The sequence below is a fragment of the Brevundimonas sp. genome, assembly GCF_965279155.1.
In the GTDB taxonomy this organism is placed as follows: domain Bacteria; phylum Pseudomonadota; class Alphaproteobacteria; order Caulobacterales; family Caulobacteraceae; genus Brevundimonas.
Map to the genome: position 1 here is coordinate 822,073 of NZ_OZ257138.1, position 11,897 is coordinate 833,969.

Sequence of the window (11,897 nt, forward strand, 5' to 3'; positions counted from 1 at the left end):
CTTGCGTATTCTTCTGGTCATCGAGCCGTCCGGCGGCGGCTCGGGGCGTCATGTGGTCGATCTGGCCCGCGCCCTGATCCAGAGCGGCCATCAGGTTTCCCTGATCTATTCGCCGCGACGCGCCGACGCCTGGTTTCAGACCGAGGTCGCCACCCTTCCTCTAAACGCCCTCGAACGCCTGCCGATGCGGCGAGGCGTCGGTCCGTGGGACATCCCCTGTCTTCACGCGCTCAACCGCCTGATCGCCCGTCTCGGTCCGTTCGAGATCGTTCACGGCCACAGCGCCAAGGCCGGCGCCCTGGTTCGCCTAGCCCACGCCCCCGGCGCCGCCCGCATCTACACCCCCCACGCCTTGCCGATGATGGGGCCGCCCGGCCTGTCGAAGACCGCCGCCGGCATCGCGGAGTTCCTGTTTGCGCAAGCGGGTGGCGACGCCGTCATCGCGGTCTCCGACGAGGAAGCCGCCGTCGCGCGCCGCTGGGGCCTGCCTTCACATCGCCTCCACGTCGTCCCCAACGGCCTCGCCGCCCTGCCGTCCACAGATCGTCAGGCGGCCCGTCTCGCGCTGGACCTCCCCGACGACGCCCTCGCGATCGGCTTCGTCGGTCGGCTTTGCGCGCAGAAGGATCCCGTCCGCTTCGCTCAGGCCGTGCGTCTGGCGAACGCCGCCGACCCGCGCGTCGTCGGCGTCCTGATCGGCGACGGCGACCTGGCCCCGGCGGTCGAGGCTGCGGGCGGCAAGGCGGTCCGGCTCATGGGCGGACGCGATGCCCGATCCCTGATGGCCGGTTTCGACCTGTTCGCCATGACCAGCCGCTATGAGGCCGGTTCCTACGCCATGATCGAGGCCGCCGCCCTGGGCCTGCCCATCGTGACCACCGACGTCGGCGGCGTCGCTCACCTGATCCAGGCCGGCGCCCGCATCGACCGCCTGCCCCAGGACGTCTCGCCGGATCATCTGGCCCAGGCGATGCTCGCCGCACTGCAAAGCCGAGTCGTTCCCTTGCCCATCGCAAGGACCGCCCTGCGCGCGTCGCGAATGGCCGAACAGACGATCCAGATCTACCGCGACGCCTTCGCCTTACGGCGTCTGGGTGGCTGAGCCCCTCTTCATCAACGGTCGCTTCCTGACCCAGCCCATGAGCGGGGTGCAACGCTACGCCCGCGAGATCGTCCGCGCCCTTGATCACCAGCCGGGCGCTTCCGACCGCTACGTTCTGCTGACGCCCGTCGGCGCCGACGATCTTCAGCTCACGACCCTCCCCGTCCAGACCGTGCCGGGCGGAGGCGGCCACCTGTGGGAACAGACCGCCCTGGCCTGGGCGGCGCGCCACGGCCGGCTCTTGTCGCTGGGCGGCTCAGGCCCCGTTCTGCATCCCCGGCAGGTCGTCGTCGTCCATGACGCCGCCGTCTTCCGCCATCCCGAACATTTCCGTCGAGGCTACGCCGCCTTCCACCGCACTCTCGGCCGACTGATGGCGCGCCGCGCGCGACTGGCGACCGTCTCCGAGTTCTCCCGCCGAGAGCTGGCGGCCGTGCTCAACCTGTCGCCCTCCGACATCACCGTGGCTCCGAACAGCGCCGACCATCTTCACGACGTCACGCCGGACCCCGCTGTCATAGACAGCCTCGACCTGACGGACCGCCCCTATTTCGTGGCCCTCGGCAATCTGACGCCGAACAAGAATCTGGCCGTCGCAATCCGCGCCCTCGCCCGCCTCTCAGACCCGACCGTTCGCCTGGTCCTGATCGGCGCGCGCCCGTCCGCGATCTTCGATCAACCCGCCATCCAGACCGACCAGCGCCTGATCTTCGCCGGCCGACGTACCGACGCCGAGGTCGCAGCCCTGCTCGACGGCGCGCACGGCCTCATCTTCCCCAGCGTCTATGAAGGGTTCGGCATCCCTCCGCTGGAAGCCTTCTTGCACGGCTGCCCGGTCATCGCATCGGACATCGCCGCAACGCGAGAGGTCTGCGCCGACGCCGCCCTCTATTTCGCCCCCCAAGACGACGCGACCCTAGCCGGTCATATGACACGTCTGCTGACCGAAACAGACCCCGCCCGCCGCGACGCAGGCCTGCGCCGCGCCGCGCTCTATTCCTGGTCCCGCTCGGCCGAAATCCTGGACGATCTTCTGACCAGCACCTGGCGATAGATCGCCCTGTGGGCGTCGACGATGGAGGTCTCGGTCCACATCGGCGCCCCGCCCCCGGCGAACCGCCAACGCTCCGGCGCCGTCAGCACCTCGCCCATGGCTCGCGCCAGCGCGTCCTCGTCGCCCGGCTCCACCAGGGTCGCCGCTCCCGCCCCGCTCGCCGCATCCGGCAGACCGCCGATGCGTGACGCAATCACGCCCCGCCCCTGCTGCACCGCCTCGACCACGACCCGCCCGAACGGCTCGGCCCAGACGGATGGCGCGACCAGGACATCGACGGCAGGCCAGAAGTCCGCCGCCTCCACCTGACCCAGCCAGATGATGCGCGGATCGGCATAGGCCCGCCTCAGCCGCTGCACATAGGCGGCCTCGCCCCGCCCCGCGATCCTCAGCCGCCAGTCGCCCTCCAGCCCCGTCGCCGCGCGCAACAGGCCTTCGATTCCCTTTTCCGGCTCGACCCGCCCCATGAAGCCGAACGTCACAACCGGATCGTCCGCCAGCGACGGCCGAGCCGAAACCTCCGCCTGCGCCGCCGCATTGCCGATCACCGACGCCGCAGCGTCCCGAAAATATCCGGCGGCCTGATGCGCCTCCAGCACAGGCCGGCTCAGTGCGATCACATGATCCACCGCCTGCGCACGCTTCGCCGCCGTCAGCACCACGCACGACCCGCACCGTCGCTCGCAGCGCCGCTCTCGCCGGAACATCGACGCTCGCGCGCACATCATCGACCAGTCCCTCAGCGTCTGCACCAGCGGCAGGTCCCGCCGCGCCGCCGCCCGATAGACCGACAGCGAAAACCCTGTCGTCAGATGCAGATGGATCAGGTCGGGCCGCACCCGCTCCACCACCCGATCGACCGCCCCATCCATCCACGGATTGGCGGCCTCAAGCCCATGCCACACGGCGCGCCGAACCGCCGACCGACGCTCGCCGTCATAGGGCCAATAGAGATTGTTCAACGGCAGGCGATGCACCGAAACGCCCCCGACCACCGCCTCGACAGTCTCCCGCCCCGACTGAAGCGTCAGCACCGACGCCTCCGTCCCCGCCCGCGCCAGCCCTTGCGCCAACTGCGCCACGCTGCGTTCCGCGCCCCCGACCTGGGCCGGCGGATACAGGGTGTTGACGATCATCACCCTCACGGCGCCACCGGCCTTCGCCACGCCAGCGCCCCGACCAGGCAAGACAGAAAGACGAACCCCGCGCCCTGCGTCAGATCCTCGCTGAATAGCGTCATCAGCAGATAGACCGACAGCGGCGCCAGCGCATCCAGCCGCATCATCGACCACAAATGCAGCCCCAGCATGACCAGGGCCGCGATCACCCCTACCGTGCGCGCCATGAACAGATAGCCGTTGTGGCTGACCGACAGCGCCCGAAACGCCCCCATTTCGTCCGCCGACGCCCAGCCCGCGCCCATCGGCCGTTCGACGACCAGATCGAAAGTCCGCCGCCAGGTCAGCATCCGCCCTGCCAGATTGTCCTCAAGTGTCGCTCGGTCGAACCGTCCCGCAAACCGGCCGCCATCGATATCGAAACGCCCGGTCTGTAGCGCCAGCAACCCGGCCGCCAGTACGCAGACCGCCAGCACCACCCCCAATGGTCTGAACCGTTCCCGCCACCGCCAGCCCACGACGATCCGAACCACCCCCGCCATCACCGCCGCCCCCATCCCGCCTCGCGACAGGGTGCTGAAGAAGCCCAGGACAGCCAGACCGGCCCCGCCACACGTCGTCGCCCGCACCGCCCAGCTACGACCCGCCAGGATCACCCCCGCCGGAACCGCCAAGCCGATCATCGCCATCGCAGCGTTCGGATGCTCGGCCAGGGTCGTGAGCCGGACCTGGGCGGCGGTCGTGGTGACGACCGCCCGCGGCGACGCCAGCCCTATGCTTTGCAACTCCTCCAACCCGACCAGAAACGTCAGTCCATAGCTCGCCAGATGCCCCGCCGCCCCGATCAGGATCGCCGCGAACAACAACCGCCGCCGCGCCGCGTCCCTCAAGATCAGGCTCGCCACCGCCGGCGCGACCCCAGCCGACGCGACCCAGCGAAACCAGAAGGCGGCGTCCGACGCGTTCAACCGCTCGCCCACCCGCGACGCCTGAAGCAACAGCGTGACGATCAGGAACAAGACCGCGACCGCCCCCGCCGCCTTCAGCGCCGACGTCATCCTTCGCCATTCCACGCCGATCAGCGGCAGGGCGAGCAGCAGCGCCAGATCGCCCAAACGCGGCCCGCTGACGTGGCCCGGCGCCAGAAAGATCGGCAACGTCACGCCCAGCCCCAACAGGACCAGCACCGCCTGCCGATAAGCCGCGCCCACCTGGGACCATCGCAGGCCCATGCGCCGCCTCGGCCCTAGGACGGCGTGCAATGCTCGACCTTCGGATCGAACCGCGCCCCGTCCACGACGCCGGCCATCAGCACCCCGGCCTTGCGCCACCGACCCTGCAACGCCATCCGCCCGGCGATCCTCAAACGCGACGCGACGTAGCGCAACGCGGAGCCCCGCCCCTCATGCCGCCGCTTAGCCAGGATGACGTTGCGGGTCAGATAACGATGCAGACGCTCGCGCCCCGGATCGGCCTCGGTCTCGATGGTCAGATGCCCCGGCGCCGCGCGCACATGCACCACGCGGCTGGCGGCGACCAGATAACCCGGCCCGTCCCGCGACAGCCGCAGCGTATATTCGGTATCGTCGCCCCAGATGAACATGGGCGCCAGCGGCAGGCCGTGCCGCGTCACCGCAGCCCGGCTGACCAGCACCGACACGAAGGTCGCCTGCCGCACCGGGATCAAGCCCTGCTCCAGCCGCTCGCCCCACGCCGGATAGCCCAGGACATTCCGTCGGTGGTCGATCTCCGGCGCATTGGTCAGATGCCCATCCGGCGAGCGCACGCTGGAACACAGAAAGGCCGGCGTCACGCCCTCGCCTTCCAGCATCGTCTCGGCGCGCAACAGGGCCTCCAGCGCATCGGGTGCGGCCATCACATCGTCGTCCATCAACCAGACCCGGCCGGCCCCGGCCTCGACCGCCGCACGGATTCCGGCGTTGAACCCGCCCGCCCCGCCGGTGTTGACCGGCATCCGCACCACAAGCGCCTTGCCCGCCCAGGCGTCGGCCAGCATCTCGGCCGTGCCGTCGTCGCTGGCGTTGTCCACCACGACCAGCCCGTCGCACGGACGCGTCTGGGCGATCAGATGCGCCAGACACCGCTCCAGCAGCGCTCGCCGGTTCCACGTCACCACGACGGCCCAGACCGAACCCGTCACGCCGCCATCCTGCCCACGGCCGGCGCCAGCGACTTTTCGACCAGGCTCAGCGCCCGCCCCACCGCCTGGTCCATGTTGTAATATTGAAAATCCGCCAGCCGCCCGGCGAACCAGACCTTGCCCGCCAGCGTCCCCGCCATCGCCCGATACTGCGCCGCCAACCCGCGAGAGGCCTCTGACAGCACCGGATAGTAGGGCTGGTTCACCCCGACCTCATGCGCGACCGGATATTCGGTCACCGTCGCCGTCGTCGCGCCCCGCTCGCCGGTCAGATGACGAAAGTCCGTGATGCGGGTGAAGTCGAACTCATTGGGATAGTTGACGGTCCCGACCGGCAGGCCGTCCTCGACCTCGACGACCTGATACTCGAACCGCACGCTGCGATACGGTAATGCCCCCGCCGACCGTCCGAAATAGTCGTCCAGCGCGCCGCAATAGACCATGCGTTCCCACGTCTGCGCCTCGACCTGATCCATGCCGGTGTTCAGCGATACATGGATGTTGGGGTGATCCAGCAGCCGTTCGAACAGGGCCCCATAACCGTCGCGCGGCATGGCCTGGTATCGGTCGGTGAAATAGCGGTCGTCACGGCTGATCGCGACCGGCACCCGCGCCAGGACCGACGCGTCCAGCGCATCGGCGGCCATGCCCCACTGTTTGGCGGTGTAGTTCGCGAACAGCTTGTCGAACACATAGTCCGCCAGGAACTTCAGGTCCGCATCGTCCGCTGCCTGCCTCAAGTCATGGATGCTGGGCCGCGCGCCGAACCCGAACCTCTGGACCAAGGTGTCCGACAGCCGTTCCGCCATCCGTTCGGGGAACAACAGCCGCATCGAATCCAGATTGAACGGCACCGGAACCAACCGCCCGTCCACATGACCCCGGACCCGATGGAAATAGGGCCGCCACGCCGTGAACTGGCTCAGATAGTCGAAGATCCGCCCGCTGTTGGTGTGGAACACATGCGGCCCATAGGGATGGATCAGCCGCCCGCCGTCGTCGCGCCGATCATGCGCATTGCCGCCGACATGATCGCGCCGGTCGATCACCAGCACGGTCTGGTCCAGCCCGCGCGCCAGCCGCTCGGCGACCACTGCGCCGGTGAACCCAGCTCCGACGATCAGCCAGTCATACCGCCGGGACATCACGCCTCCCGCCGCCCTGAAACAGCGACGCCCAGTGCGTCTTCAGGCAGATCAGGCAGGCGACCACCACCGCCGTCTCCCCGACGATCCGCGCCCACGCCATGCCCGCAGCGCCATAGGTCGGCGTCAGCAAAACCGCCGGTCCCAGCGTCGCGACGCACCCCACCCCCACGATCAGGGCAAACCGCCGATCCATGCGCAGCGGCGTCATCAGCTGAAGCCCCAGCACCTGGCTGATCGCCACCAGCGGCAGAACCCAGGCCAGCAGCCTCAACACCTCCACCGCCGGCGCGAACCCCTCCCCGAACAACAGCCGAACCAGCACCGGCGCCGCCAGCGTCAGACCCGCCGCCAGCACGACGAACGCCGCTGCCGACAGCCCCAAAACCCAGCGCGCCGTGCGAAAGGCCGCCCCCGCATCCTCGACCAACAGACCGGCGATCCGTGGCGCGATCAGTCCGGCCAGCGGCCGCATCAACGACCCCGACGCCGCTGCCAGCCGGTCCGCCACGCCATACAGCGCCGCCTGCACAGGCCCGGCCAGGGCCGCGACCACCAGAACCCCCGCTCCCGTATAGGCCACGACTGCCGCACGGCTGGCGAACAGAGGCGCGCCCTCGACCAGCGCCCGCCGCACGAACCCGCGCCCCGGCGCCGTCACCTCATGACGTCGAAACAGCAGCACTGCCCCTGCGGCTGCCCCGGCCCAGACGCCCGCCGCCTGAACCGCCATCACCCCGCCGACGGACAAGGATGGCCACGCCAGCACTGCGACCGTCGCCGCCAGGGCGAACCCGACCTCCAGCATCGCCGCCGGCCCCGGGTCACGGATCCCCTGAAAGAACCACAACAGACTGGCGCCCTGTCCCACGCCCAGCAGGATCGCCATCGCCACGACGACGTTTGCGCCGTCCAGAACGGAATTGATCATCGCCAGACCGACGCCGACCACGACGGCCGGCGCCGCCAGCACGCCGCGCATCGCCAGGGCCTGCCCCACGATTGCGCCCCGCCCCTCGACCGTCCCGGCGATGTCGCGCGGACCCGAGATCGAAAGCCCGTAATCGACGACCACCGCCACGATCAGCGCCAGGGCGATCCCCGCCGCATAGACCCCGAACCCGTCCAGCCCCAGCCGTAGCGTCAGGACCGGATAGAGCAACAGGGGCGAAACATACCGGGCGACATGGGCCCCATACAGCCAGCCGGCGTCGGCCACGCCGCGCGCAGACAGCAACCGGTGACCGCTTTCTCCCAACTGCCGCCCCCGCGCTCAACTCAGGGGTGATGTTTAGACACGCATAACCATGTTCGCAAGCGTGGCGTCAGACGCCCTCTTCAGCCGAAACGGCCCTCGGCCCATCGCGCGGCGAAATAGCCGCCGGTCGCCGACACCATCGTCAAGGTCGTGCCCCAGATCAGGTCGATGATCGTCAACTTGGTCTGCCACACCGCCAGCGTCGCCTGATTGGTCAGGTCGTAGGTCGCATAGGCCACGAACCCCAGCACCGCCCCGTTGATCGCCGCCCGCGTCCAGTTTCCTTCCTTCAGGGCCGGGGCGATGGCCAGGAAGACCGTCCCCGCGATGGAGATCAGATAGAAGGCCACCGCCGCCTTCATGTCCGGCTTGTCCGCCATGATCGGCCCCAGCACGGGCTTGTAGAGCCGGTCGGTCATGGTCGTCAGCCAGACGAAATCGATGGCGGCGAACGTCAGGCCCGCCCCGAGGTATGCCGCGACATATTTGATCATGCTCTTGTCCTCATTCGGCTTTCAGGCGGCCGGTTTCAGGCGATAGTGGCTGACCGCCCAGGTGCGGCCCTCGTCGTTGCCGAACAGACCGGCGGTCGCCAGGTAGAAACGCCGCCAGCGCCGGGTCCACAGTTTGGCGTCGTCGCCATAGGTCTCGCGCATCAACACCGCGACCCGGTCGGCGTTCCGGTCCATGTTCGCCAGCCAGTCGTTGGCCGTCCTGGCGTAATGGCCGCCGTTCCAGGTCCATTCCTGCTCGACCGCGAACAGGTCGGGGAACTGCCGGATCAAACCATGACTGGGCATGACCCCGCCGGTGAAGAAATGCTGGGCGATGAAGTCGCCGCTGTCGGTGTGGTCGAACCGATAGGGGGCGTCGCGGTGCGTGAAGACGTGGATGAACATCCGCCCGTCGTCCTTCAGCCAGCCCCGCGCCTTGGTCAGCAGGGCGCGCCAGTTGGCCATATGCTCGAACATCTCCACCGACACGATCCGGTCGAACCGTTGCTCGGTCTCGAAGGCGTTCATGTCGCGCGTGATGACGGTCAGGTTGGTCAGGCCGCGCTGCGCCGCCTGGGCCTCGATATGGCCGCGCTGCCCATGGCTGTTGGACACCGCCGTGATCTTCGATTTGGGATATTTCTCGGCCATCCACAGCGACAGCGAGCCCCAGCCGCAGCCCATCTCCAGGACGGTCTGTCCGTCCATCAGCTCGGCATGGGCGCAGGTCTCGACCAGCGCCGCCTCCTCCGCCTGGTCCAGCGTCTCGCGCCCGGTGGGATAAAGGCAGCACGAGTATTTCAGCCGCTTGCCCAGGCACAGTTGAAAGAACTCAGGCGGCAGTTCGTAATGCTGCTCGTTGGCGGCATCGGTGTGTTCGGCGATGGCGCGCTGGGCCATCTCCTGGGCGAACGCCGCCTCGTCATGCGGCCCGTCGCGATCCAGCCGTTTGCGCGCCTCGCTCACCAGGCTGTCGATCGCTGGCCGCGTCACGAAATCCGGAAACGGCGCGTCCTGAAGCTGGCGAATGGCGACATTGGTCAGGTTCATCAGGGCGTCCTTGGCGATCAGGCGGAGCTTGCAGGTGTCATGGAATACGCCGTTCCGCCACGGGCGGATGCATCCGCCCTTGAACACGGCGCCGACGATGCCGACATCAGGTCCGAGCCTGCATGATTTCAGACGAAGTGCACACTTTGCACCCTGTTTTTTCGAAGCCGGCTCGGCGTCGTTTCAGACCAATCAGACGAATTAGACTCTGTTTTTTGCGTCGACCGTCTGAAATCGCCGCGTCGGATTGACGCCGCGACTTGCCCCCCGCCTGCCCCCGCGTTAGGCGTGGTCAAAGCGCCGATATTCATCAGGCAATGAAAAAAGGGAGAGCGATGGGAAAGATCTACGCTGACGTCACGTCCGCGCTGGAGGGGCTGACCTTCGACGGCATGACGGTCATGTCCGGCGGCTTCGGCCTGTGCGGCATCCCCGAGAACCTGATCGCCGCCCTGCGCGACAGCGGCGTCAAGGGCCTGACGGTCATCTCCAACAACGCCGGCGTCGACGGCTTCGGCCTGGGCCAGCTGCTCGGCACCCGCCAGATCGCCAAGATGATCTCGTCCTACGTCGGCGAGAACAAGGAGTTCGAGCGCCAGTATCTGGCCGGCGAGCTGGAGCTTGAGTTCAACCCCCAGGGCACCCTGGCCGAACGCATCCGAGCCGGCGGCGCCGGCATCCCCGCCTTCTTCACCGCCACCGGCGTCGGCACCCTGGTCGCCGAGGGCAAGGAGGTCCGCAACTTCGACGGCCGCGACTACGTCATGGAGACCGGCCTGGTCGCCGACCTGTCGATCATCAAGGCCTGGAAGGCTGACGAGCGCGGCAATCTGGTCTTCCGCAAGACCGCCCGCAACTTCAACCCGATGATGGCCACCGCCGGCAAGGTCACGGTCGTCGAGGTCGAAGAGATCGTCCCCGTCGGCTCGCTCGACCCCGACCACATCCATACGCCGGGCATCTACGTCGACCGCCTGGTCCAGACCGTGTCCGAGAAGCGCATCGAACAGCGCACCGTCCGCAGCCGGGAGACCGCATAATGGCTCGTACTCGCGAACAACTTGCCGAACGCGCCGCCCAGGAGCTGCAGGACGGCTTCTATGTGAACCTCGGCATCGGCATCCCGACCCTGGTCGCCAACTACATCCCCGCCGGCATGACCGTGACCCTGCAATCCGAGAACGGCATGCTGGGCATGGGCCCCTTCCCCTATGAGGGCGACGAGGATCCCGACCTGATCAACGCCGGGAAACAGACGATCACCGAGATCCCGGAGTCGTCCTACTTCAGCAGCGCCGACAGCTTCGCCATGATCCGCGGCGGCCACATCAACCTGTCGATCCTGGGCGCCATGGAGGTGGCCCAGAACGGCGACATCGCCAACTGGATGATCCCCGGCAAGCTGGTGAAGGGCATGGGCGGCGCCATGGACCTGGTCGCGGGCGTCAAGCGCGTGGTCGTGGTCATGGAACACGCCAACAAGCATGGCCAGTCCAAGGTCTTGAAGGAATGTAGTCTGCCCCTGACCGGCACGGGCGTGGTCAGCCGCATCATCACCGACCTGGCCACCTTCGACGTCAAGCCGGATGGCGCGGGCCTGGAACTGGTCGAACTGGCCGACGGCGTCACCCTGGACGAGGTCGCCGCCAAGACCGAGGCGGCCTACACCGTCGCGGCGGTCTTGCAGGCCGCCTGACACACCTGTCGCCGCCTCGGGATCACCGGGGCGGCGCGGGCTCCAGCCGGCGATAGGCGGCGCCGACGAAGGCCATCGTCAGCGGCGCCTGAAGGCCCGTCAGCACGACGGCGAACACGATCCAGCCCGCCGTCCCCGACAGCACCCCCGCGCCCCACAGGAGCACCAGCGCGATCTTGGGCGCCGACGTCACGATCAGGCCGACCAGCAGGGGCCAGAAGGCCCCGCGCGCGATGCTCATGCTTTGCAGCGACACCATTTGGCCTCGCCCGATCGTCGCCGGCGCGAACAGGGACAACCGCACGCTAAAGGCGACCACGGCGAACAGGGCGAAGGCCGTCACCAGCGCCAGAAGCACCAGCTTCCAGATCGGACCGACCGCGCTCCACTGGCGCGGTTCGATGGCCTGGGCGTTCAGCTCGGCCATGCCGAACAGGGCCAGCAGAACCAGGGCGACAACCGACAGGATCATGGCCAGGAAGACCGCGCACAACAGGCCGGCGCCCAGCAGGCGCAGCTCCGGCCGGCCGAACTGAAAACCCGCTTGCCCCAGGCCCAGCCGCTGCGCCTGCGGCAAATCCTCCGTGATGGCGATCCGGCCGAGCGCCCCGGCCAGCACCAGCGTCGCGACGAGGCCGAACGGCGCCCAGATCAGGCTCGCCACACCCGCCGCCAGCGGCTGGATGCCCCAGACCACGGCGGCGGCCAGGATCGCGCCCCAGCCCCCCCGCCACAGGCGAGGCAGGGCATGGACCGTCGCCCGCAACGTCTCGCCCAGTCGCAGAACCCGATGCCCGTCCAAATCTCGCCCCCGATTAC

The 11,897-nt window shown here is 68.4% G+C and carries 12 protein-coding genes; 4 read left to right on the forward strand and 8 right to left on the reverse strand.

All coding sequences use genetic code 11. The features are described from left to right. Nucleotide 1 precedes the first annotated feature (1 nt). Together ACQY72_RS04075 and ACQY72_RS04080 are read left to right on the forward strand one after the other, a co-directional pair. Nucleotides 2-1,102, forward strand: a complete 1,101-nt coding sequence (locus ACQY72_RS04075; protein ID WP_428155957.1) for a glycosyltransferase family 4 protein — start codon at nucleotides 2-4, stop codon at nucleotides 1,100-1,102. Then, nucleotides 1,095-2,156, forward strand: coding sequence for a glycosyltransferase family 4 protein (locus tag ACQY72_RS04080; RefSeq protein ID WP_428155958.1), 1,062 nt, complete (start codon nucleotides 1,095-1,097; stop codon nucleotides 2,154-2,156). The genes ACQY72_RS04075 and ACQY72_RS04080 overlap by 8 nt, the downstream gene beginning before the upstream one ends. Here the strand turns inward: ACQY72_RS04080 and ACQY72_RS04085 are convergent. The 7 genes from ACQY72_RS04085 to ACQY72_RS04115 all read right to left on the reverse strand — a co-directional run bounded on the left by ACQY72_RS04085 (nucleotide 2,096) and on the right by ACQY72_RS04115 (nucleotide 9,382). Continuing rightward, a complete protein-coding gene (locus ACQY72_RS04085; RefSeq protein ID WP_428155960.1) occupies nucleotides 2,096-3,322 on the reverse strand; it encodes a glycosyltransferase family 4 protein in 1,227 nt (408 codons plus the stop codon). The two genes, ACQY72_RS04080 and ACQY72_RS04085, sit on opposite strands and share 61 nt — an antisense overlap. Beyond that, nucleotides 3,298-4,506 carry an O-antigen ligase family protein gene (locus ACQY72_RS04090; RefSeq protein ID WP_428155962.1) on the reverse strand — a complete coding sequence of 403 codons (1,209 nt, stop codon included), beginning with the start codon at nucleotides 4,504-4,506 and terminating at the stop codon, nucleotides 3,298-3,300. Before ACQY72_RS04090 ends, ACQY72_RS04085 begins: the two co-directional genes overlap by 25 nt. Before the next feature lie 14 nt (nucleotides 4,507-4,520). Further along, nucleotides 4,521-5,435, reverse strand: coding sequence for a glycosyltransferase family 2 protein (locus tag ACQY72_RS04095; RefSeq protein WP_428155963.1), 915 nt, complete (start codon nucleotides 5,433-5,435; stop codon nucleotides 4,521-4,523). Beyond that, entirely contained in the window at nucleotides 5,432-6,580 is a 1,149-nt protein-coding gene (gene glf / locus ACQY72_RS04100; protein WP_428155965.1) for a UDP-galactopyranose mutase, read from the reverse strand. Before glf ends, ACQY72_RS04095 begins: the two co-directional genes overlap by 4 nt. Beyond that, complete coding sequence (locus ACQY72_RS04105) at nucleotides 6,564-7,817, reverse strand: oligosaccharide flippase family protein (RefSeq protein WP_428155967.1); 1,254 nt, start codon at nucleotides 7,815-7,817, stop codon at nucleotides 6,564-6,566. Before ACQY72_RS04105 ends, glf begins: the two co-directional genes overlap by 17 nt. Nucleotides 7,818-7,918: 101 nt before the next feature. Further along, nucleotides 7,919-8,332, reverse strand: a complete 414-nt coding sequence (locus ACQY72_RS04110) for a DUF2177 family protein (RefSeq protein WP_135193167.1) — start codon at nucleotides 8,330-8,332, stop codon at nucleotides 7,919-7,921. A gap of 21 nt (nucleotides 8,333-8,353) precedes the next feature. After that, nucleotides 8,354-9,382, reverse strand: coding sequence for an SAM-dependent methyltransferase (locus ACQY72_RS04115; protein ID WP_428155969.1), 1,029 nt, complete (start codon nucleotides 9,380-9,382; stop codon nucleotides 8,354-8,356). A 335-nt stretch (nucleotides 9,383-9,717) separates the two neighbouring features. Here ACQY72_RS04115 and ACQY72_RS04120 point away from each other — a divergent pair, with 335 nt between their 5' ends. Both ACQY72_RS04120 and ACQY72_RS04125 read left to right on the forward strand, forming a co-directional pair. Next, nucleotides 9,718-10,422 carry a CoA transferase subunit A gene (locus ACQY72_RS04120; protein ID WP_428155970.1) on the forward strand — a complete coding sequence of 235 codons (705 nt, stop codon included), beginning with the start codon at nucleotides 9,718-9,720 and terminating at the stop codon, nucleotides 10,420-10,422. Next, nucleotides 10,422-11,078: a 3-oxoacid CoA-transferase subunit B gene (locus tag ACQY72_RS04125; protein ID WP_428155971.1), complete on the forward strand. Its 657-nt coding sequence runs from the start codon at nucleotides 10,422-10,424 to the stop codon at nucleotides 11,076-11,078. Before ACQY72_RS04120 ends, ACQY72_RS04125 begins: the two co-directional genes overlap by 1 nt. Nucleotides 11,079-11,100: 22 nt before the next feature. Here the strand turns inward: ACQY72_RS04125 and ACQY72_RS04130 are convergent, their stop codons facing one another. Then, entirely contained in the window at nucleotides 11,101-11,880 is a 780-nt protein-coding gene (locus ACQY72_RS04130; RefSeq protein WP_428155972.1) for a hypothetical protein, read from the reverse strand. Nucleotides 11,881-11,897 lie beyond the last annotated feature (17 nt).